Consider the following 21,956-nt stretch of genomic DNA (forward strand, 5'->3'; position numbering starts at 1 on the left):
ACATCCCGACCGCTGTGTTTGGTGTATGCACAATGGCTGAGAAACCCCTCCTGACCGACAAGCCGGACGCTCCCCTTGCCGCACCGCCGGATGAACTCGAAGAAGCCGGAACTATGGGCTTTCTTGACCATCTGGATGAACTACGGCGGCGTGTATTCTACGTGGTCGCCTTTGTCGGCGTCGCCTTTATCGTGTGCTGGGGTTTCGCCGACGTCATTTATGGTTTTTTGGCCAAGCCGGTCGCCGATGCGCTACGGGCTTCCCGGCTGGCGCAAATCAGAAGCAACGCCCCGCTGCTTAGTCTGGCGGAACTGCCCGACGGCGCGCAGGTGGCGTACGTCTTCGGTGCGGGCGTCGCCATTGACGGCGTGACTATTCCCGCCGGAACGACCGTCCCGGCGCGCATTACACGCAACGCGCAGGGCAAGCGCCGACTAGAAACTGCCCAGACTATCGTCGTCAACCAGCGGGTAGTGCCGGAAGGCTTTCCATTACCAGCAGATGAACTCTTCGCCGCCGCCCCAGACCCGCTGGGGCAGCTGGTGGTGCATACCGTCCAAGGGGCATTCAGCCTCTACATCAAAGTCGCTTTCTATGCGGCGATTTTCTTTTCTGTTCCGTTTGCGCTCTATCAGCTATACGCCTTCGTCGCACCGGGTCTTTATCGGCACGAGCGCGCATACATTTACCCGGTGCTCATCCTCGGAACGGCCTTTTTCCTGGTGGGCGCAGCTTTTGGCTACTACGTCGCCTTCCCACAGGCTTGCCTGTTCTTGCTCAGCACGGCGAAGGATTTTCAGCCGATGATTGAGGTCAACGAATACTTCGATCTCATCATTACCATCATACTAGGGCTAGGGCTGGTCTTTGAACTGCCGACCATTGTTTTTGCACTGGCGCGGTTGGGGTTGGTGACGGCCGGTTTCCTGTTGCGCATCTGGCGGCTAGCCGTGATGGTCATTCTGGTTTTAGCCGCCGTGATTTCTCCCACCGCCGACATTCCCAACCTGTTGATTTTCGCCGTACCAATGCTGGCGTTGTACTTTTTGAGCGTCGGCATCGCCTACGTCTTCGGACGGCGACGCGAGTCGGATGAAGAAGTTGCGGCGACGGACGCTGCCGGGGAGCTTCGTTCTGTAGGGTAATGATATGCACATTTATCGTCTGGATGACGCCACCGGTCAGGCGCGTCTAAACCGTATCCTCGAACGCCACGCAACGGTCGCCGACCCGGACTTTGTCCGTACCGTTGCCGACATCATTCGTCTGGTCCGCGACAACGGCGACCGTGGGCTGTTTGCTCTGACGGAGCAGTTCGACGGCGTATCGCTTTCCGCACAGAACGTGCGGGTTGAGCCGCCCTTGCTAGAAAAACTGGCCGCGCAGGTACCGGACGAGGTTCGCGCCGCCCTGGGGACGGCCGCCAGCAACATTCGGCGTTTCCACGAACTCCAGCGCGAGTACACGCGCGTCATGGAACAGCCGGACGGCGTGCGGCTCACCCACCGCGTCCAACCGCTGGAGGCTGTCGGGCTGTATGTTCCCGGCGGACAGGCGGCCTATCCTTCGACGGTGCTGATGACGGCTATTCCGGCGCAGGTGGCGGGCGTCCCCCGGCTGGTCGCCGTGACGCCGGCTAAGGCGTTTTTGACACAGCCCGTGCTGGCGGCGGCGCTGGTCGAGGCGGGCGTGGCGGAGGTCTATACCGTCGGTGGAGCGCAGGCGATTGCGGCGCTGGCCTACGGGACGGAAAGCATTCCGCGTGTGGCGAAGATCGTCGGCCCCGGCAATCGCTATGTCACGGAAGCCAAGCGGCAGGTGTACGGTGTCGTGGATGTGGACGCCATCGCCGGTCCTAGCGAAGTCGTCGTCATCGCCGACGACACGGCCGATCCGGTACTAGTGGCCGCTGACATGCTAGCGCAGGCCGAGCATGACGAACTGGCGGCCGCGATTTGCATTACGACCAGTGAAGCCCTTGCAGGCGCAGTGGCCGAACAGCTTGCCTACCAGTCGGCGACGCTGTCCCGGCGCGATGTGGTGACGCAGGCGCTTGACCGTTTCGGTGCGATCTTCCTTGTGTCGTCGCCGGCGGAAGCGGTTCGGCTTGTCAATCAAATTGCGCCGGAGCATGTCGAAGTCATGACGGCCGAACCAGAACGTCTCGCCGAAGACATCACCTTCGCCGGCGCGATTTTCATTGGAACGGCTTCGGCGGAGGCGGTCGGCGACTACTTCGCTGGGCCAAGTCACGTTTTACCGACGGGCGGCACGGCGCGCTTTTTCTCACCACTGGGCGTTTATGATTTTGTCCGTCGTACAAACGTCATTCGTTACACAATGGAGCGACTGGTCAAAACGGCCGATATGATTGCCTGTCTAGCCGACGCCGAAGGGCTGGACGGCCATGCGCGCTCGATTCGGCTGCGGATGGAACGTCATAGCGGGCCGCTCGCGCCGAAGACAAACCCGCTGTCCGAAAGCAAGCAGAACCTGTTGGCGGTTGAGCCGCCGCCGGAAACTATCCCAACCGAAACGCCATGACATGGTGGCTGGCGACGCTGGCGACGTTTGTGCTACGCGTGCTTGGCTGGACGGTGCGCTTGGATGCCTCCAACTTGCGCGATCTGCCCGACCCATTGCACGGCCATCTGCCGACGACGACGCCAATCATTTACACCTTCTGGCACAACCAGATTCTGGCGGCGACGCTGTTTTTTCAGCGCCGGGGCATTGTTGTCATGACCTCGCTGAGTCGGGACGGCGACATCATCGCCGAAGTCATTCGGCGATTCGGCTTTGGTGTGGCGCGGGGTTCGGCAACGCGCGGCAGCGTTGGGGCGCTCAAGGCGATGGTGAAGGCGATTCGGCGCGGCGCGGATGCGGCCTTTACGATTGACGGCCCGAAAGGGCCGCGCTACCGCGCCAAAGACGGCGCAGCGATGCTGGCCAGTCTGAGCGGCGCGCCCATTCAGCCGGTGTGCATTGTGACTGAGCGGTACTGGACGCTGAAGACATGGGATCGCTTTCGCGTCCCAAAGCCGTTCACCGTCGGACGGGTGTTTTATGGCCGGCCGATTTGGGTGCGGCGCGGCGCAACCGACGCCGACATCGCAGCAGCAACCGCGCAACTACAAGCTGAACTAGACGCTCTACTGAACCATTGGGAAACCCAGCAGAGGGGACGCCGGCGACAAGGCGCAGCGACGGACGCCGACGTGCTAGACTCGCCGCCTACTGCGGCGGCGGCACGTCTAAACGCCAAGATTGTCTCGGAAGCGGAGACAAAGTGACATGGAGGCTATTCTTGCGCTCGAAGACGGGCGCTTGTTTCACGGCAGAAGTATTGGCGCAGCCGGCGAGGCGACCGGCGAGGTGGTCTTCAACACGGCGATGACCGGCTATCAGGAAGTGCTTACTGATCCATCCTATGCGGGACAACTAGTAACGATGACCTACCCGCACATTGGCAACTACGGCGTCAATGCAGAGGATGTCGAATCGCGTCGGCCGTTTGTTGCGGGCTTTATCGTCCGTGAATTGTCGGCGACGGCAAGCAATTGGCGTGCGACGGAAGCCCTTGGCGACTACTTGAAGCGGCACGGGATTGTCGGAATTGAGGACATTGATACGCGGGCGCTGGTGCGGCACATCCGCGAACGCGGCGCTATGCGCGGTATCATTTCCACCATCGAGCGCGATGGACAACGACTGGCAGCGAAGGCCGCCGCCGCGCCGAGTATGGTCGGTGCCGCGTTGGCGAAAACCGTAACCTGTGCGGCAGCGTACACATGGGCTTCCGACGCCGCAGAAGGCGCGCGCGTCAATCCGCCGTGGCGTGTCGTCGCTTTTGATTTCGGCGTCAAGTTCAACATCCTTCGTCGCCTTTCCGCCCTCGGCTGTCAGGTGACGGTCGTTCCGGCGACGACGACGGCTGAAGAGGTGCTCCGTCTTCGACCGGACGGCCTGTTTCTTTCCAACGGTCCTGGCGACCCAGAGCCGCTAACCGACATTGCCCGCGAGGTGCGCCGCCTAGCTGAAGTTCTCCCAACCTTCGGTATCTGTTTGGGGCATCAGATTTTGGCCCTTGCTTTTGGGGGTCGCACCTTCAAACTCAAGTATGGCCATCGCGGTGCAAACCATCCGGTCAAGCATCTGGCGACAGGGCGGGTTGAAATCACCTCGCAGAACCATGGTTTTGCCGTGGACGCCGACAGCCTGCCGGACGATCTCGAAGTGACGCATATCAACCTCAACGACGGGACGCTCGAAGGCTTCCGGCATCGTCACTTGCCGGTGTTTTGCGTCCAGTATCACCCGGAGGCTGCGCCGGGGCCGCATGACGCAGCCTATTTATTTGAGGCGTTCGTGGCGCTTCTGCCGACCCGTTCGACGGAGACTGCTGCATGATAAACCACCGGCTTTGGGTGATTGGTGGCGTGACCGCGTTTGGCTTGTGGTTGGCGCTTGTTGCAGCGTCAGGGCAGCAGCCGTCCCCAACGCCGACCATTCCACCGGCAGCGGCCACGCTGATAGCCGAAGGGCGGACGGACAGCGGCGGTTTTTTTCGGGAGTATGTTCGCGAGCAAAGAATCCGTTTTGAGTACGGGCGCGCGCTTAAGGTCACCACGCCACCGACTGGCAGTTTGACGGTTGTCGGCAGGAAGCGGTCGGAGTTGAGCATTCAGGCTAGGATTCGAGTGGAAGGCGCGTCGGCGGACGACGTTGCAGCCCTAGCGGAACGCATCGGCTTCCAACTTGACGCCCGTGATGCGCGCCTACATCTGATGTCTATTGGGCCGGCGGTCAAGAACTTATCGCGGAAGGAACGTCGCGCCGTTGCGGAGGGGTTGCCTAGTCCCCTGCTGCGGCTGCCCTACCGGATCGACTACACGCTGAGCGTGCCAGAGTACACGGATTTGGAAATTACGGTCTTTGACGGCGAGTTGACGGTGTCGGGCGTCTATGGCGGGATTGTGTTTGCGGTACAACGTGGGCGTGTTCTGCTGAACGGCGTGGCCGGCACGGTGGTTGGCCGACTGGCGACGGGTAACGCGCGGGTTGAACTCAACGGCCGAAGCTGGCGGGGATCAGGCTTGGATTTGCGCGTTGGGACGGGCGACATCCTACTGAGCGTCCCGCGCGGCTTTGCGGCGGAGGTGGCGCTGGCGGCGAGTACGCCGCTGGATATTCGCTATCCCCTGGATCGCGGCCCGGAGACGCCGTCGGACACGCCATATGGCCTTCAGACGCGGGGGCGATTCGGGGTCGGTGGCGCAGAGCTTCGGCTGGCGACAGGGCGCGGTGCGATTCGCGTCGAACCCTACCCGCCGGATGAGCCTTGAGAAAGCGGTTTGCGCAGGGGATAAAACCGCTTTTTGAGCTTGCTTATTCCAGGCACGGCGCGCCGCCTTTTGAGGCCGAGCGGATAGCCACCAAAGTTGATGACGGCTGGGACAGGTGGTGGTTCTTTGCCGTTGCCTACGGTTTTACTTGGGCGTTGTGGATTCCGGTGTGCTGACGGCCGGTGGCGACGCGGCATTGTCTCCGTGTGGGTCAAGTTTCTGACGGGTTCTCTCGACCCAGCTGCTTTCGGGCCGTTTTTCGCCGCGTCTCTATTGACGTTTCTCCGGCAGGGGCGGCGCGGGGTTTTCGCGCTTCGGAAACAGGGTTTGACTTCCGCTTTCGGAAAAGATGGCTGCTGGTCGCTTTGTTGCTGCCGATTGTTCCCTTTGGCATCCCCATCCGGGCTGCCATGCTGATGGAGATCAGGCCGGTTGAAAGCTCGGCGTTCTTGAACCTAACCGTATGCTGCAGTGGCTTTTGTGGTCATCTTTTTCACGCTGGCCTGCTTCAGGAGGCGTCTGGCTGGCGGGGTTATGCCTTGCTGCGCTTGCAGGTTCGTTTCAGCGCTTTGACCGCCAGCATGATTTTGGGATTTTTCTGGTGGTTGTGACACCTGCCGGCTGTCTTCATTCCGGGCAAGTTTATGACAAACAAGCCGGTTGTTTTTCTTAGCGCTTCTGATCGTCGTTGCTTTGGCGTCCGTACTCTTCATATGGATTTACAACAACACTGACGGAAGTCTTTCAGCAAGCTCGTTGGCGCACATGTCTATGAAGTGGTCTATCTGGGCGGCAATGCCCAGCATGCAAATGGACTTGCCGACAGTTGGGTGATGGCCGGCTTCCTCACTGTCGCTGTGTTGGTGGTCATTAGGGTTTGGGGTGGGACGTATCTGTGTCGTAACTGGCGCAGCGCCGCTACCGAAATGCGGTGGGGTGAACCGGCGTCAGGGAATGTTTGCACCTCGCCGACAAGCAGGCTATGGTTGCTGAAATTTCAACATCCCTGTTGCTTTCAGGTTTGTGAGCGGATTATGACCAACGCTGAACGAACCGTTGTCTGTCTGGCGAGTTATTTCAAAGGCGTCGAGTTCCTCCGTGAAGTCAAACGGCAAGGATGCCGTGTCGTGCTTGTGACGAAGGAGAAATTTCGGCACGAAGACTGGCCGTTTGAAAGCCTTGATGAGTTTATTCCGCTACCGAACGACGCCACACCGGAGCTATTCGTCTACACGGTGGCGCAGTTGGCGCGGCCGCGCAAACTACATACCGTAGTGGCGCTGGAGGAATTCGACGTACTGACGGCGGCGCTTATTCGTGAGCACCTGCGGCTACCGGGCATGGGCAGCACGACGGCGCGGCACTTCCGTGACAAGCTCGCCATGCGCATTGAGGCCGAACAGGCTGGTGTGCGCGTCCCAGAGTTTGTACACGTCCTCAACTATCAGGATTTGGACGAGTACATGAAGCGCGTCCCGCCGCCATGGGTGATGAAGCCACGTACGGACGTGTCGGCGATTGGCATCAAAAAACTGTATGACAGCGAGCAGGTGTGGCAGACAATTGACTACCTTGATGCTCGCGATCGTCTCAGCGAACGCTCCAGCAACTATGTGTTAGAGCGATTCATCCCCGGCGACGTGTACCATGTGGACTCCCTAGTCGAAAACGGCGAGGTCATCTTTGCCGGCGTGAATCGGTATGGGCGGCCGCCGATGAGCGTCGCGCACGACGGCGGCGTCTTTACAACCCAAACCTTGCCGTATGACTCGCCGGATCGTGCGGCTCTGCTCGACATCAACCGGAAGCTGATTACGGGCTTGAAAATGCGGCGCGGTGCTACACATGCCGAGTTCATCAAAAGCGCTGAGAGCGGCGAGTTTTACTTTTTGGAAATTGCGGCGCGGGTTGGCGGTGCGTACATTGCGGAGGCGCTGGAAGCAGCGAGCGGCGTCAACATTTGGGCCGAATGGGCCAAAATCGAGCTGGGACGTGGTGAAGTTCCTTACGTGTTGCCGCCGACGCGCCAAGAGTACGGCGGGGTGGCACTGTGTCTGGCGCGGCAGGAGTACCCGGACACCTCACCGTTCACTGACCCGGAGATCGTCTATCGCGTCAAGAAGCGGTATCACATTGGGTTGGTCGTTCGCTCGACCAGCCATGAGCGGGTGACGGCATTGTTGCAGGACTATGTGGCCCGCTTTGAGCGGGACTACTGTGCCATCATTCCTCCCCTGGAGCGCCCGGAATGAGCGGTGACTAATCCGACGCCTGGGGGACATTGAAAGAAAACAGCTTGTGCTAGTTGGTTGGGTTTTGTATGGTTTGGGCAATGTATCTCACTTGAATCTTCGTCTGTCCCGTCCTGGGTGCGCTTGAGGGATTCGGCCTCAGCGGCTTCGCCTGTGCGTGTTGCGTCGCCATCGCCTGACTGTCGCTGTGCGGTGTTTCTTTTGGGCTTGTTGGTTGTGGCCGCGTTTGCGGTGGGGAACGTTGCTGGGAGTACTGGGCTACGTGGATAAGCAACGGTGTAGCGACCTAGGCAGCGAGGCTGCGCCACTTTTGCCGGAGTCGGTTGCGCAAACGGCCGACGCGGTGGTGCGTCGCCTGCCTCGTCTGGGTGTTGGTGAATGTTTGTTGCGTTCACTGGTGATTTACGCCGTCTTGCGGCGGCGAACGGATGTGGAATTCGTGCTTGGCGCCGGTTCACTCGACGAAAGCAGACGCCCTGCTCTACACTGCTGGATTGAGGCAAATGGGTGTCCGTTGCTGGAAGCGACTGACCCGTACCGTCGTTTTCGGGTACTGTTGCGCCACCGAACGCCAAAGGCTTTCCAAAAACCATAACTCGCAATTCTAAAATGCAAAGGAGCACCTCATGAGGACATCGGAAAACAACGTTGTTACAGCCAACACAGCGGCAACCAAGAAAGTTTTCGTCGAACCTGAACTTAAGGAATTCGACCAACTGGAAAAGCAAATCCAAGGGCTGCGCGTTTTGGAAGCCTTCACATCCAGTTTCATTGCTCCATAGTAAATGGCAGGTGTCTTTTGGGGCGGAGGACGACACGTCGCCAGCCTGACTTGTTCCACGTTGAAGTCACGCTGAATGGTTGTCGGCGTCAACCTTTCCTTCGGGGCCCTAGAGCGCAAAACCGACCGGCTTGGCTTACTCATACAAATCTGTCATTATCTTGGCTTACCCGAGGTCGTCCCGGAGGCGGCTGACATTGTTCTTGTGGAGCGCCGGCCGGCGCTCCCTTCTCGCTTGGCTGAGCCGTGGCTGGAGTGGAAAGGGCTAACGGTTCGTCGTCGGGATGATTGGCTGTTCTTTGCTTACGGTGCGTGGCAGGTTGCCATTGATGTCGCGCGCCGCCAAGTGATACCGCTCGCGCTTCCTGAAGACGGCGACCTTTCCGTATCGTACGCCTGCTATTCGTACTTGCGTCTTGTTTTGCTGTTCCTGCTGCGACGCATAGGCTGGTTTGAGTTGCACGGCGGTGCGTGCGTTTACGAGGGGCAAGGCTACGTCTTTCTTGGGCCGTCCGGCAGTGGGAAAACGAGCGCCATTCTTGGGCTGCTCGACGCCGGCTGGCGGTATGTTTCCGACGATGCCCTGCTTACCAAGCAAATCCCTGCCGACGGCGAAGACGCTGTGGTTTACGCGCGCGCCGCGCGGACACTGTTTTCAGTGACGACGGACGGCCTCCAACGGTTTCCGTATCTACGACAGCATGCCGAGCCACGCCTGCAACACGCCGAAAAGTGGGTGGTCAACCCGCATGCTGTCTGGCCCGACCGGTATGAACCGATGGCGAAACCGAAGTTTTTGTTCTTCTGCCAGCTGCACGACGCCGAAGAGACGCAGGTTTTGCCGCTTCCAACCACCAACGCTCTGGCCTGCCTGATGAACACCACGCCGTGGTTGGCGCTCGACCGCGAAACGGCGGCGGCGCACCTGGCGACATACCGCCGGTTAGCTGAGTCGTGCTATAGCTTTACCCTACTTGCAGGACGCGACCTCCTGCGCTGCCCATCCGCGCTGGCGACGCATCTTGACGCCGCCCGGCTCACTCAGTTACACCGCGCCTATGGCTGACTTGTCTGCTTCCGCCATCCTGCCGGTCAAGCGCCTAACGGTTGGACTCACCAACTTATGTAATCTCGATTGCGACTACTGCCTGCGCGTGGCGGAGGCCGTGCATCTAGACTTTGATCTGCTCAGTGATGTTTTAGTACAGGCGCGCGACTATGGCGTGACGGCCGTGACATACACAGGCGGCGAAGTGACCTTGCACCCGCGTTTTCGGGATGTCATCCGCCGAACAGCCGAGTTGGGGTTTTCCTATTCACTTGTCACCAATGGCTGGCACTTTCCAAAGATTGCGCCAGTGCTAGCCGAAACGAAAAATGCGCTTTTCCGGGTGTTCTTCAGCATGGACGGCCCGACCGAAGAAGCGCACGACGCTGTACGTGGCAAAGGCTCGTTCCGCAAGATTATGGCGGCGATGGCGTTATGTCGCTTCTACGGTTTTCCCTTCGGCGTCAATATGGTCGTCACCCGGCGCAGCGTCGCCGCCATTGAGCGCATGGCTGTCTTAGGCGCGCGACTGGGTGCAGATGTTGTTCAGTTTATGCACATGCTCCCAACGTCGGAGGAGTATGACCGGAAGCTGTCCCTGACGCCAGACGAGCGCCGCGCTGCTGAGCGGGAGGCACTGGCGGTGGATGCCATCCTCAAGATTCGAGTTCAGTTTGCAGCAGGTAGTTCCGCCCCCGCGCCGGGAACGCCCTGCGTGTCGCTTTCCGGCGAGACTGTCAACCTTGATTGTCGCGGACGACTTACGCTGTGTTGTACGCTCTCGGACTACCGCAACGCCGTGGGTGAAGGGGACATTGTGGCCGATATGCGGACGACTTCCTTTCGGGAGGCTTGCGAGCGCGTCCACCAGTTGGCATTGATGCAGCGTGAGCGCCGCAACACCGCGCTGGCGGCCGGCCACCCAGACGCTGAATTTCCATGTCACTTTTGCATCACGGCGTTTGACAAAACCGCGTGGCAAAAGCCTGCGCTCGTGCAAATCGGACGGGTGAAGCGAACACCTTTGGCGAGTGTGTACATATGACGAGCTTTCGGCCGCATCCGTCGGTGGTCTCGACGGAAGTTGAAGACAGTATGGTGCTGCTGCATCTTGATACGAAACGATATTTCACGCTCAACAGCACGGGCGCGTTCATTTGGAAGCACCTTGCCCAAGGCAAAACAGAAGCCGACATTGTGTCTGCACTGGCCGCCGAATATGACGCCGACACTGAACGGTTGGCCGCCAGCACGCGACGATTGCTTACACAGCTTGAAAAAGCTGCGCTGATTGAACGCGCTTGAACAAAAGCCGGCTGAAATGACTTGCGGTTGAACCGGCGGATTGACGGGGGCTTATGCCGACGCGCTACCCGGACATCATGCCGCACCGAGACAACGGCGTTGCTGCCGAACGCCGACTGGAGCGGCTCATGGCTTGTCTGCCAGAAAATGAAGCCGCGCTAGCCGCTGGCGCAGCCGAAGTTAATGATTGGGCGGCATTACTAGAAAGCGCTGTTGACCATGGGTTGGAGGATTATCTGTTCCGGCGGCTCATCCGCTCCGGTGTCTGCCTGCCGGAAGCAGTTGTCAGCCGTTTCCGGCGACTCCAGACTGCTAAGGCCGCCTGGACGCTTCAAGTCACTGTCCAGCTCGACCGGGTTCTGGACGCCTTGACGGCGGCTGGCATTCCATCCGTTGTGCTCAAGGGACCGCTCCTCGGCGAGCGATTGTACGGCGCGGACGGTTTCCGGTTTTCTAGTGATCTGGATGTACTGATCGCCTATGACCACGTCCGCCCGGCGCTAACGGCGCTGGCGGCGCTGGGCTATCACACCGACGAGACAAAGCTGGCCTACGCCTTGGCCGGCGACCACAATGTGGTGCTGGACGGCGTCTCGCCGCCGCTGGAACTGCACTTTCATCTATTTCGTCGCTTTGGCGTCACGCTGCATTCCGATGACTTCCTGGCGCGCGCTGTGCCGTATCGCACCCGACGCGGTCGCATCGTCCATGTCCTGTCGCCAGAAGACGAATTTTTGTTCCTCTGCATCCACGCCGCCGCGCATAGCTTTGCACGACTGGCCTGGTTGTTTGACCTCAAGCTGCTGCTTGGTAAACATCCTGCATTCGATTGGGACACCCTGCTTTGGCGCGCACAGGCGTGGCGTGTGACGACATCGGTTGTGTTCACATGCGCATTGCTGCGCGAGAGGCTCGGTGTGGAAACGCCGTTGCTGTCCCGACTTACGGCAAGGCAGCGCCAATGGTTGGGTGTCAACCAACGGCTGTTTGATCAGGCGATGCGCCGCTACAACCGGCCACGGCGTTCATTTGGCGCAAAACTAGGCTTCTTTGTGGCGTCGCATCTTTATCAATCCAGCCTTCACGACCAATGGCGTAGCCGTTTCCGCTTCCTGTGCCTAACGGTGCTACGAACGCTGCAAGGGCGGCGCTTGACTCCGGGGGAGGCATAGCGTACAGCCGCAGACAAGCGCCTATCTCTGATCACACAAACAGCCGTCGCAAGAAAAAACGCGCCAGCGAAGGCGCGTTCAAGAGAGCTTCCCTGTCGGAAGTTGGTCTTATGCCGTAGCCGGCGTCGCTGCTGGTTCGCTCACCGGCTCGACCTTTCGGCGGGCCGCAGCTTTGGCTTCCCTATCGAGCTTGCGCGACATTTTTTCAACTTGGTTGAGAATGCGCTTGATATCCGACCCATTCGCCAAGTCCAGCGAAGCGACGACGTTGAGTACCTCCTCCCGAAGCGCTTCCCGGTCAAGAACCGCCTTCTTCGATTTGGAAGTCGCTGTGTCGGCCAGCCGGCGCGCAAGAGCGTCGAAGAACTTTTGAAGCCGTTCCGCGATGGGCTTGATCTGGTTGAGCGACGCCTCACTAAGCTTGCCGACTTGCCGTTCAATATCTTTGGCGGTGGGCAAGCCGAAACCGGGCAGCTTTGGGAGGGAGAACGTCGGAAGCTGCGGCGCAGTCAGTTCGATGGCGTTGCCACGCGCTTCAGCGTCGGCGAAAAACTTCTGGATGTTGTCGCGGACAACCAGTGTCGTCCCAATACCGAGCCTAACGCCTCTAAGGACCGCCTCCGCAATGACTTCAAACGGTGGGCGTGAAGCTGGCTGAGTAGAAAGGCGTTGCGCCGCTTTGGAGCGCGCCTTGGGGGACGCGGTTGAGGTTGATTTGCGGGTGGTTTTCTTTGTCGTCTTCGTCGTTGCCATAATAAGTGCGCTCCTTGGTATGAGATTATAAGTGGCGAAATTGCGTTATGAACGCGCTGGACGCGCCCGTTTTCGAGAGACGCTTTGACTACCATTGACTGCTTCGGGCGTTGTTTCAGACTCAAGCTCGGTCTCAAGTGCAGCAGTGGTCGTCTTTCCTGTCGCTGAGCCAGTCAGTTTTCCAAGTCGCTTTTCAAGCTCAGCTACCCGCCGCTGAAGGCGGTTGAACTCTGTCGCTGACGGAACGCCACGCGCCGCCAACTGTTCCTTCACACACTGGGCGACAAATGTTTCAATCACGGACCGGAGCGCGGGAGCCAGTTCATCAGCGCTGCTTGGATCCTTCGTGCCGGGACGGAGAGCATCCCGAAGCATCGCTCCGAGCCGCTCAAATTGGCGGTCAAGGTGCTGCACGGTGTCTAAGCCGGCTGAAACCGTTCGGCGCATGTAGCCGAAGAACAGATCGCTTGGCTGCCGAATGAAAGACACCAGCGCGTTGCGCGAAATCGGCTCCGCTGGTCGGCGCACCGTCGCCGCCGCAATCTTGGAAAGCGTCGCTTCCGTGATGTCTCCGCCGGTTTCCTTGTCAATGACTTGCACCTCTTCACCAGACTGAATGAGGTCGGCTAACTCATCCAGCTTCACGTATCGCCGTGCGGTGACATCATAGAGTTTGCGGTTGGCGTAACGTTTGATAATACGTGCCATGTCGCTCCGTCCACCCTGATAGCGTTGAAAAAGTTGAAATCGAGCGTAAGCTGACGCTGACGCCAAGGTAACGCAATGCGTCAAAAACAGTCAAGCGAAAAATAACGCAATGCGTTAGGAGAAACGCCGAAATTCCCCGTAAACTCAAGAAAAGAAACGTGAAAGCGTCCTAACCGGCGGGCGGAAAAGAATGTCGCGCCGTGTGAATTTCAACCCGTTCACCGGCCCGCCGACACTGACGGGCCTGCTGAAACGCCGCCGTGAGGTCGTCCCCGTCGGCTTCAAGCCGGATGGCGGGCGGGAGCGAAAGGACAAGCTTGTCGGCGGCGCGCACGAGGTGGTCAAGCGAAAGTTGAAAGCCGACGGCCGGCTCGGCTGCGCCGAACAAGCGGGTCAGGGCGTCGTAGCGGCCGCCGCTCCCCAAAGCGACGCCGCTGCCGGGGACGTAGAGGTGGAACGTCATCCCCGTGTAGTAGCCAAGGCGGCTCACGTCGGCGGCGTCAAACGTCAATCGGTCGGCGACGCCAAGCGCCGCCGCCACATCGAAAACATGCTCCAAGTCGTCAAGCGCCGCCCGAATCTGGGCGTTGGCGGTTTGTGTCCGAATCCAGCGGAGCGCCGCCGTCTGCCCATGAGTGGTCAGTATGTCGCGCCATAGCGTGGACGCCCCCCGATCGCGCAGCCACCGCTCTAGCGCGGCTGCTTGCCGCCGTTCCACAAACTCACGGAGTTCGTTGGCTTGCGCCGGCGAAAGGGCCAGTTCCTCCGCGACGCCGGCCAGCAAGCCGGCGTGGCCGAGCGATACCTGCACCGTTGCGAGTCCCAACCGTTCCAGCGCCTCAAGGGCAACAAGAAGGACTTCTACGTCGGCTTCCAAGCGGTCATTGCCAAACAGTTCCGCGCCCAACTGCCAACTCGCCTCTGTGACGCGACGGGCGGCATGAGTGTTGCGGAAGACTTCACCGACGTAGCACAACCGAATGGGGCGCGGCCAGTCTTGACAGCGTGTGGCGACGGTACGCGCCACCAGTGAAGTCAAATCTGGGCGCAGCGCCAACAACTCGCCTTCGACATCAGTGAAGCAGTACGTCGCCTCCGCCGGCCGAGCGCCGGCGCTATGGGCGAACAGGGCATAAGCATCATAGACCGGCAGGATGATTTCTTCATATGACCAGCCGTGAAACGTCTCAAAGACAATCCGCTCAATCGCCCGGCGGCGACGCACTTCCGGTCCGAGGATGTAGGTCACACCGGTAGGGAGTTTGAAGAGGGCGTCCATCATAGCCGAAAGCGTGCTTCTTGTGATGGGGAGCGTGTCTGAAAGGCTCGATTTTGACAAGGCAAGCGGCAAGGCGCGCTTTTGGCAAAGCCTTCGTCTGAAGAGTTGGCGTGACCACTGAGGGCGGCGGTCGTCCCAACCGGAGCGACCGTCTGCCGTTGCAGGCGGCGCACCGGTTACGCACAATATTCGGAACGATTCTCCAAACCAAATGGTAGGGGTCGAATCCAGCATGTCGGATGCGCCCACGCTGGCTGACTACATCGAGGATTTCAAAAAATTTCTGATGTACGAGCGAAACGCCTCCGCGCACACCCTACGGTGTTATATTGGCGATCTAGAGCAGTTCCACGATTTTTTGTGTCCACCGAATGCGCAGGGCGTCCGCCGCACCGTCAGCGTGCATGAGATTGACAACATCACGATTCGGGAGTACTTGGCGTCGCTTTACGACCAGAAGAAAAAGAAAACTTCCATCGCTCGCAAGCTGGCGACGCTTCGCGCCTTCTTCCGCTATCTGTGCCGCGAAGGCGTGCTTGAACTCAATCCGGCGCAACTGGTGGCGTCACCGCGTCTGGAGAAAAAACTGCCCAATTACCTGACGGTCGAGGAAGCCATGCGGTTCGTTGAAATGCCCGACCTTGACACTGTACTGGGCAAACGCGACCGGGCGATTTTGGAAATGCTCTATGCTACCGGCGTGCGCGTTTCGGAGCTGGTCGGGATGAACCTTGAAGACATTGATTTCAAGAACCAGTGCGTCCGGGTGCGGGGCAAGGGTCGCAAGGAACGGATTGTGCCATTTGGGAACCACGCACGTATGGCGTTAGAACTCTATCTTGGCGTTCGGGGGCAGCTTCTCGCGCACGCCCCAGAGGATAAGCGTGAACCGAACTGCGTATTTTTCAACTACCAAGGCACGCGGCTGACGACGCGCTCGGTCGGCCGTCTGATTGACAAGTACATCCGCCAGTGCAGCGACCTGCACCACATCAGCCCCCACAGCTTACGCCATTCGTTCGCCACGCACCTGCTCAACGCGGGCGCTGACCTGCGTGCCATTCAGGAATTGCTTGGCCATGCGCGGTTGACAACCACCCAGCAGTACCTGCACGTTTCAACTGACCGTTTGATGGAAGTCTATGACCGAGCGCACCCAAAAGCTTAGCGTGGAAAACACGCCGCCGACGGCCGAACCGACGACGGCGTTGGCTTCGCGGCGGCGGATCGGCTTGTTGGGCGGCACGTTTGATCCGATTCACTACGGACATTTGCGGCTGGCGGAAAGTTTGGCCGCAATTTTCAACTTTGACGAGTTGTTGTTTATTCCGACCTACAGCCCGCCGCACAAAGATTTTGACCGTGTAACTTCGGCCTACCACCGCTATGCGATGACGGTGCTGGCGACGCTTCAGATGGACATCGCCAAGGTTTCCATGGTGGAAATCTTCGCTCCGGAGCGGCCTTATACAGCCGACACTGTTGCGACGCTGCGCAAGACGTACGGTCCCGATGCCCACCTGTTTTTTATGATGGGTGCGGATTCCTTTGTGAACTTGCCCAAGTGGGAGCGGTACGAAACGCTGCTGGACAGTTGCCACCTCATCGTGATGACGCGCCCGAAGTACGAAGTCGGCGACCTTGCGACGCTGGCGGAACAGTATGGCGCCGGTCGGGTTGTTGACCTGCGCGGCGGATGGGCCAGCCAGCGCGCCGTCACCAATAACCTTGACGCCGGCATGCATGTCTTTCTGACGGACTTGTTCGCGCTTGACGTATCGGCGACCGATATCCGACAGGCGGTCAGTGAAGGCCGCTCCATTGCCCGCTTCGTCCCGCCGCTGGTTGAGCGGTATATTCACGTCTACGGACTCTATTCAAACGGACATCACACTCGATGACCAACGAGAGCCTGTCTTCTTCACCGACGTGCACAACGTCGGTCATCCCTGCCCCGCCCAACATTGAAGACCGTCGCGTATGGAAGGCGATTCATGCCTTGCAGGAGAAAAAAAGCGTCGCGCCGGTTGTCCTTGACATCAGCCAACTGACTTCCTTTGCGGACTACTTTGTGATTGCGACGGGTACGTCGTCACGGCACGTACAGGCGCTGGCCGACGAGGTTGAAAAGCAGTTGGGTATGCTTGACACGTACCCGCGTCACATTGAGGGGTACGCCGAAGGGGAGTGGGTGCTGATGGACTACGGGGATTTTATTGTGCATGTCTTCACGCCGGAGCAGCGTGATTTTTACGGGTTGGAGCGTCTGTGGAGCGACGCCGGCAAGCTGGTCATCCGCGACGACGAGCCGCCAACGGCGTAAGACGACGCCGCCCCGCCCACGCTGAAGCGCGCTCGACGTACGTCTCAGGGGGCTGCCAGCACGGATTCAAACAATAATCGCCGGATTTCAATCTGTGGCGCGCGTTTCGACAGGTACAGCATCTCGATCCGAATGACACGGTCGTGATTGTCATCGTCTACGATGATGCCGGGCGAGACTTCCTCCGAACAATTCGAGGGTGACTCGCTTAGAGTGAGATACAGCGCGTCGGCCTGTTGATCCACTTTCAACTTCACGTCACATAGTCCTCCTGCGGTCAAAGAACGCTGTGACGACACGCGGCGGCGTTTTCCTACCATCAAACCATCACCGTGGCACACATCCACCGAAGTCGGAAATGCGAGCGAGGCGGTGTTCCAAGTCCGGGTCAACCGGGTCGGCCTCAGTCGCTTCCAGTGCCGTCAATGCTCACTCCAACCAACCAGTCTGGATGCGCCGCTTTTCCAGCACTTCTCGGGCCTGTTCCGTGAGCACGTATTCATCAGCTTGTCCTGTCCAAGGCGACGACCTTCAGGGTCTCATCCCTGGTTGGCCCGCGACTTGACCGCGATGCGCCGGTGTGCGCCCGGCGCAAAGGGCGGCGACACTGTGCCGCGATAAGCGTCGCCAAATCTGCATCAATCTCAGTTGTGAGCTTTTTAGTACGCTTTCCGCTACAACCGTAGTGAGTGAGCCGCACGCCAAACCGTTGACGCAATTCACGCCGGGATTGCCGAACCGACACGAAAACCACCCTAGCCCCGACCAAAGACATCGGGATATTGGGCGATCTGTTCCCATAGATCTCGGTCGTAGCGCATGACCAGCACCCGATACCCTAGGTCGCGCAGTTCTTCCCGCACCCGCCGGTCGCGCGCCGCCTGCGTCGGCTCATCGTGCACCGACCCGTCGCAAAACACGCACACGTTCGGTTCGTAAAAGAAATCCGCGATGCAATCCACCCCGGCGATCGGTTTCTGCGCCGCGTCCGGCAGACGCCGGCGGCGCGCGGCCAGCGCGTCCAAAAACCGCCGCTCAAGCTCCGAGCGCGGGTCCGTCCAAGCCCGCAGTTGCGCCAAGTGCTCTTCCCAAGACCGCCCGTCCTTGCGCACCAACACGCGGCTGCCGAGCAAGTCCAGCAACAGTCGCCGGATGCGCGTCCGGTCGAGTTGGAGCGCCTCCTGCTGGTTGTTGAAGGTCAGCAGACATTCATAGCAGGCCGCCCGGCAGTCAGGCTTCAAGTCCTGACCTTCCTCATCGTAATGACAGCGCGCTAGTGCGTGGCGCGCGACGTGGGCGACAACATCGGCGTCGTCAATCAGCCGCCGCAGCACGCCGGCCCCGCCCTCGGCGACTTCGTAGAACAGAATCGCCTGATGCTGACCGCACCCAATCCGCTCCGCCGCCAGTTCCATCTCCTCCAACTGAAAGCATTGCTCCAGCCCGCGCTGAAGCGCGTATTGCAGCGACGCTTCGAGCATCCGGTCGTCGCGCCATTCCGGGCGAAGCAACCGAACCAGCAGAATGTTGTGCGTGCTTTGCACCGCAAGAAGCGTGTTCTCGACCCGATGCCGACGCGCGGCGTCCCGCTGGAGGGCGTCACCGTCGGAAGACGACAGCAGTTCCCCGCTTTCAAAATCAACCAAGAACCCCCGCCCGGCCGCCGTACGCCAACCGTGGTTGATGCGCAGCAGGGTGGCGGCAGGCGCATAGACCAGCCGCAGCGCGGCGGAACCGGCAATCTCCACGTCGGCCTCCTGCGTTCGCGCGCCGTCCGCCGCCGCCGAGAACTGAAAGTAGGTCTCAATGTGATACCCGCGCCGCTGCCGCTCTTCTTCCCGGCAGGTGATGCGCTCACGCCGGCGGACGCGCACGTTCGGCATGTCAAGCAGGCTCGCCAGCAGGCTGTTTTCGCCGTCAAACCGCACGGCGCACACCGGGCAAACATCCAACGTCGGCTCGCAAAACGCCCCGCACGTCCGGCACAGGCGTTTTTTCAGGCGACGTTCGTCAAGCCCGCCGGGCGGCGACTGAAAACCCGTCACCTGCCACTTGCCGCCTTCGTGATAGACGATGTTGCCCGGCGCAAACTCGCGCAGCGCCAGCGCGCGCGGGCGAGTGATGAACTCCCCGTCGTCGCGCGGCGCCCACGCCCGCACCGGCAACGCCGGGAAATTGTAGCCGGGTAGAAACCCCTCGCTCGCCAAGTAGCGGTATGGATAGAAATCGCCTTCCTCGCGGCCGACGTTGATTTGCAGCAGAACGTTGCGCTGCCGGACCGCCTCCTGCTCGCGTTGCCGCGCCTGCGCCTGCTCCTCCGGCCGCCGCGCCCGCTGCAAAGCCACCTGGGCGTCAATCAGTTGTCGGGTTGCCGCGCGATACAACTCGCGCCAGCGGTCAAACGCCCGGTCAAAGTCCTGAGGCGCTTCCTCCAACACCCGCGCCACCCAGTCTTCCGAGAACCAACCACTGCTTGCTAGCGCCGGCGCATCCGCCGCCAACATCCGCAGGATGCGTTCCTGCAGTTCGGCGCGGACCGCTGGGGAGAGTTGGATTTGTCCGGCCGCGTTTTCGCGCAACGGCAAGTCGTCCCGGTCGGTGTCAAGGACATCCTCGAGCGACCGCCCCAACGGCAGGCGGACCTGCGCCAGCCAGACCGCACGCAGGTGCGCCCGCAGGAGCGCTTCATTCGCTAGGTCAAGGCGCGGCGGCGGCACGCTCCCGGCGACCATCTCCTCACGCCGCCGGAAGAAATACTGGTCATGGCTGTTGAACGCGCCGCAGTAGGTCACAATCAGTCCCGGCTGCCCCTGCCGTCCGGCGCGTCCGCTGCGCTGGGCGTAGTTGGCGGGCGTCGGTGGGACGTTCCGCAAATGCACGAAATCCAGGTCGGCGATATCCACGCCCAACTCCATGGTCGGCGAGCAAATCAAATAGGGCAGCCGCCGCCCGACCTCGGCCGCCTTCCGCGCGTCGGTCGCCTCCCAGCGGAAGCGCCGCTCCCGCCGCTCCCGCTCGCCCGGCTTGACGACCTGCGCCGTATGCTCGCGCGCTTCCAGCGCCGCCAAGCCCGCCGCTGAGTCCTGATAAAAAGCCCGAAAGAAGGCGTTGACCCGCGCCGGCGGCGCGGCATACCCCGCCGCGCGCCGCGCATACAGCGGATCGGGCGGCGGCTGGCCGTCGCCCAACCGCCACAGCAGACACCCCGCTTCAAGTTGGAAACGTTCGTGGTCGTCCACCGGCGACAACCGCGCCAACAGCCCGTGTCGGACCAGCGCCTCCAACAGGCCGCCAATGAACGCCTGATAGTCGCCGCCGGCCAAATTCAACTGTGCGCAGAGAAACCGCCCCAGCGCGCTCCGTGCGCTCAGCCGATAGCCGTCCACGGCGCGCGGTGAGCGTCCCGGCAGCACGAAATGAGCGGCGGGGCGCAGCTCATTCAGGTCAGGGTCCAGCCCCCAGAACTCGTTGAGATGTTGCTGCGCGCGCCGCCGAAGCTGCGGTTGCTCGGTTTCCGACAGGCAGGGGGCGTTGACGGCGAGCTTGCGGCGGAAATGATCAAGCACCACCCGAACCAGCCGCTCACGTTCAGCCGGCGCCAGCGCCGCCATCGGGCCGATAGAGCGCCAGCGCGCCTCATCGGCGCACAACGTATCCAGTCCCCGGTAGGCCATGCGGAGCAACCCCACGTGCTCCAAGTTCGGCTGCGCCACTCGCCAGCCGCGCCGCAAATCCTCGTAGAGTCGGTACTCGGTCAACGCTTCAAACGCCCGCCACACATCCCGCGCCGCCTCGGAGTGTTCGTCAAGCTCAGGGTTGCGAGCGACGTGGGCAATCGTCAGCCCCGACGCGGCCACCACGGCATTGGCGACGGCGGCGAAGTCCAGTTCAGGCGTGCGCCGCAGGGCGGCGTAGAGCGCCGCGCGCAACAGACCGACGCGCACAAAGTCGTTGAAATGACCGGCCTGCAGCGAGGCGTCCTGCCGGTTGTCCGTGAACGTCAGCAGCTTGTCCCGCGCGCCGTCTCCAGAGCGGTCACCGGCGCTCAGACGCGCCGCATGGCGCAACAGAGAAACCGCCAGGACGCTGGTGGCGCTCGACCGACCTTCGCTTGACAGTGACGCCAGTTTGGCGAAGTCCTGCTCCTGCTCTGTGTAGAACTCGCCGCACGACAGGCAGAGCGAAAACGGGGCGGGCTGCCACCACATCTTGATCGCCGCCTCGTTCGCATCCGCGCACGGCGTCTGAGCGATCTTGCCGTCCGGCGTCACCCAGACGGCGACCGGAACGCGCGCACGCCACGTCCCTTTGAGTCGCCCGCGCGCGTCGCGCCATTCCTCCGGCAGGCGCTCCTCCGACCAGTCGCCCGCCGCCGCCATCAGGTAGCCGGGTACGCCCTCGGTATCCTCAACCTCCCATCCTGTCGGATGCGGTGAAAAAACGGGTAATGTTTATAACAGCTGATGAAAGGATTACGAGAAGCGGTGCTGACCAACCATTCGCCCCACCCACGCTGCGGCAAATGCGCCGGCGAAAACATCGTCAACGACGGACGCAACTCATCCGGCAATCCCCGCTATCTCTACCCCGACTGCGGCGCGTGCCGCGTCTTCCACTCCGCCAAGCTCAAACTCACCCCCGAACACCGCGCGCTCATCGCAAAAGCCGATCAGGAAAGAAACAGCTTACGCTCAGTGGCGCGTATCTTTGACATCAGTCACGTCACCATTTGGAAGTATCTAAAAAAAAGCCCAAAGCCCAGCCGACTAAACGACGACCATCACGCCCGCGCAAGCCGATGACATGCTCGAACTGGATGAGATCTTTACCCTTTACGCTATCAAAATCAATCACATACGCATCTGGACGCGCGAACCCGGCGCCGGCGTCAAATCGTCGCTTTTCACATCGGAGACGGAGCGCAGGCAGCCTGTCAAAGGTTTTATCGAAAGCTGCCTGACGAGTATGATCAAAAACATTGTTTCGCTGA

23 protein-coding genes are annotated in these 21,956 nt (G+C 60.6%); 17 read left to right on the top strand and 6 right to left on the bottom strand.

The window, feature by feature from the left end:
- Nucleotides 1–32 precede the first annotated feature (32 nt).
- From tatC to NZ585_02905, 5 genes are read left to right on the top strand one after another with little or no spacing between them, the layout of a single operon-like run.
- Nucleotides 33–1,145, top strand: coding sequence for a twin-arginine translocase subunit TatC (gene tatC / locus NZ585_02885; protein ID MCS7078981.1), 1,113 nt, complete (start codon nucleotides 33–35; stop codon nucleotides 1,143–1,145).
- Between the two features lie 4 nt (nucleotides 1,146–1,149).
- Nucleotides 1,150–2,544 carry a histidinol dehydrogenase gene (gene hisD / locus NZ585_02890; GenBank protein ID MCS7078982.1) on the top strand — a complete coding sequence of 465 codons (1,395 nt, stop codon included), beginning with the start codon at nucleotides 1,150–1,152 and terminating at the stop codon, nucleotides 2,542–2,544.
- Nucleotides 2,541–3,293, top strand: coding sequence for a lysophospholipid acyltransferase family protein (locus NZ585_02895; GenBank protein MCS7078983.1), 753 nt, complete (start codon nucleotides 2,541–2,543; stop codon nucleotides 3,291–3,293). The genes hisD and NZ585_02895 overlap by 4 nt, the downstream gene beginning before the upstream one ends.
- A gap of 1 nt (nucleotide 3,294) precedes the next feature.
- The gene (gene carA / locus NZ585_02900) at nucleotides 3,295–4,410 is read left to right on the top strand and encodes a glutamine-hydrolyzing carbamoyl-phosphate synthase small subunit (protein MCS7078984.1); all 1,116 of its coding nucleotides are present in this window, start codon (nucleotides 3,295–3,297) and stop codon (nucleotides 4,408–4,410) included.
- Nucleotides 4,407–5,345, top strand: coding sequence for a hypothetical protein (locus NZ585_02905; GenBank protein MCS7078985.1), 939 nt, complete (start codon nucleotides 4,407–4,409; stop codon nucleotides 5,343–5,345). Before carA ends, NZ585_02905 begins: the two co-directional genes overlap by 4 nt.
- A gap of 455 nt (nucleotides 5,346–5,800) precedes the next feature.
- Here the strand turns inward: NZ585_02905 and NZ585_02910 are convergent, their stop codons facing one another.
- A complete protein-coding gene (locus NZ585_02910) occupies nucleotides 5,801–6,058 on the bottom strand; it encodes a hypothetical protein (protein MCS7078986.1) in 258 nt (85 codons plus the stop codon).
- 120 nt (nucleotides 6,059–6,178) lie between these two features.
- On the opposite strand from NZ585_02910, the gene NZ585_02915 reads away from it, so the two are divergent.
- The 7 genes from NZ585_02915 (at nucleotide 6,179) to NZ585_02945 (ending at nucleotide 11,903) form a co-directional block, all read left to right on the top strand.
- Nucleotides 6,179–7,597, top strand: a complete 1,419-nt coding sequence (locus tag NZ585_02915; GenBank protein ID MCS7078987.1) for an ATP-grasp domain-containing protein — start codon at nucleotides 6,179–6,181, stop codon at nucleotides 7,595–7,597.
- A 157-nt stretch (nucleotides 7,598–7,754) separates the two neighbouring features.
- The gene (locus NZ585_02920) at nucleotides 7,755–8,192 is read left to right on the top strand and encodes a lasso peptide biosynthesis B2 protein (GenBank protein MCS7078988.1); all 438 of its coding nucleotides are present in this window, start codon (nucleotides 7,755–7,757) and stop codon (nucleotides 8,190–8,192) included.
- Nucleotides 8,193–8,223: 31 nt separating this feature from the next.
- A complete protein-coding gene (locus NZ585_02925; protein ID MCS7078989.1) occupies nucleotides 8,224–8,379 on the top strand; it encodes a hypothetical protein in 156 nt (51 codons plus the stop codon).
- A gap of 75 nt (nucleotides 8,380–8,454) precedes the next feature.
- Entirely contained in the window at nucleotides 8,455–9,444 is a 990-nt protein-coding gene (locus NZ585_02930; protein MCS7078990.1) for a hypothetical protein, read from the top strand.
- On the top strand, nucleotides 9,437–10,471 hold the full coding sequence (locus NZ585_02935; protein MCS7078991.1) for a radical SAM protein: 1,035 nt from the start codon (nucleotides 9,437–9,439) through the stop codon (nucleotides 10,469–10,471). Before NZ585_02930 ends, NZ585_02935 begins: the two co-directional genes overlap by 8 nt.
- Entirely contained in the window at nucleotides 10,468–10,731 is a 264-nt protein-coding gene (locus tag NZ585_02940) for a lasso peptide biosynthesis PqqD family chaperone (GenBank protein MCS7078992.1), read from the top strand. The genes NZ585_02935 and NZ585_02940 overlap by 4 nt, the downstream gene beginning before the upstream one ends.
- A 53-nt stretch (nucleotides 10,732–10,784) precedes the next feature.
- Nucleotides 10,785–11,903: a nucleotidyltransferase family protein gene (locus NZ585_02945; protein ID MCS7078993.1), complete on the top strand. Its 1,119-nt coding sequence runs from the start codon at nucleotides 10,785–10,787 to the stop codon at nucleotides 11,901–11,903.
- A gap of 108 nt (nucleotides 11,904–12,011) precedes the next feature.
- Here the strand turns inward: NZ585_02945 and NZ585_02950 are convergent, their stop codons facing one another.
- The 3 genes from NZ585_02950 to NZ585_02960 all read right to left on the bottom strand — a co-directional run bounded on the left by NZ585_02950 (nucleotide 12,012) and on the right by NZ585_02960 (nucleotide 14,646).
- A complete protein-coding gene (locus tag NZ585_02950; GenBank protein MCS7078994.1) occupies nucleotides 12,012–12,656 on the bottom strand; it encodes a hypothetical protein in 645 nt (214 codons plus the stop codon).
- Between the two features lie 45 nt (nucleotides 12,657–12,701).
- A complete protein-coding gene (locus tag NZ585_02955) occupies nucleotides 12,702–13,364 on the bottom strand; it encodes a hypothetical protein (protein ID MCS7078995.1) in 663 nt (220 codons plus the stop codon).
- Nucleotides 13,365–13,533: 169 nt separating this feature from the next.
- On the bottom strand, nucleotides 13,534–14,646 hold the full coding sequence (locus NZ585_02960) for an ATP phosphoribosyltransferase regulatory subunit (GenBank protein ID MCS7078996.1): 1,113 nt from the start codon (nucleotides 14,644–14,646) through the stop codon (nucleotides 13,534–13,536).
- 229 nt (nucleotides 14,647–14,875) lie between these two features.
- On the opposite strand from NZ585_02960, the gene xerC reads away from it, so the two are divergent.
- From xerC to rsfS, 3 genes are read left to right on the top strand one after another with little or no spacing between them, the layout of a single operon-like run.
- On the top strand, nucleotides 14,876–15,811 hold the full coding sequence (gene xerC / locus NZ585_02965; GenBank protein ID MCS7078997.1) for a tyrosine recombinase XerC: 936 nt from the start codon (nucleotides 14,876–14,878) through the stop codon (nucleotides 15,809–15,811).
- Complete coding sequence (nadD, locus tag NZ585_02970) at nucleotides 15,786–16,544, top strand: nicotinate-nucleotide adenylyltransferase (GenBank protein MCS7078998.1); 759 nt, start codon at nucleotides 15,786–15,788, stop codon at nucleotides 16,542–16,544. Before xerC ends, nadD begins: the two co-directional genes overlap by 26 nt.
- Nucleotides 16,541–16,966, top strand: coding sequence for a ribosome silencing factor (gene rsfS / locus NZ585_02975; protein ID MCS7078999.1), 426 nt, complete (start codon nucleotides 16,541–16,543; stop codon nucleotides 16,964–16,966). Before nadD ends, rsfS begins: the two co-directional genes overlap by 4 nt.
- A gap of 44 nt (nucleotides 16,967–17,010) precedes the next feature.
- Here the strand turns inward: rsfS and NZ585_02980 are convergent, their stop codons facing one another.
- The gene (locus NZ585_02980; GenBank protein ID MCS7079000.1) at nucleotides 17,011–17,223 is read right to left on the bottom strand and encodes a DUF2283 domain-containing protein; all 213 of its coding nucleotides are present in this window, start codon (nucleotides 17,221–17,223) and stop codon (nucleotides 17,011–17,013) included.
- A gap of 498 nt (nucleotides 17,224–17,721) precedes the next feature.
- Complete coding sequence (locus NZ585_02985) at nucleotides 17,722–21,345, bottom strand: DUF1998 domain-containing protein (GenBank protein ID MCS7079001.1); 3,624 nt, start codon at nucleotides 21,343–21,345, stop codon at nucleotides 17,722–17,724.
- Nucleotides 21,346–21,429: 84 nt separating this feature from the next.
- Between NZ585_02985 and NZ585_02990 the strand changes: the two genes are divergently transcribed.
- On the top strand, nucleotides 21,430–21,768 hold the full coding sequence (locus NZ585_02990; protein MCS7079002.1) for a hypothetical protein: 339 nt from the start codon (nucleotides 21,430–21,432) through the stop codon (nucleotides 21,766–21,768).
- A gap of 1 nt (nucleotide 21,769) precedes the next feature.
- Nucleotides 21,770–21,956 (top strand): hypothetical protein (locus NZ585_02995; protein ID MCS7079003.1); only part of this gene is annotated, 187 nt, incomplete at its 3' end.

Source organism: Chloracidobacterium sp. (assembly GCA_025057975.1).
Taxonomy (GTDB): Bacteria; Acidobacteriota; Blastocatellia; order Chloracidobacteriales; family Chloracidobacteriaceae; genus Chloracidobacterium.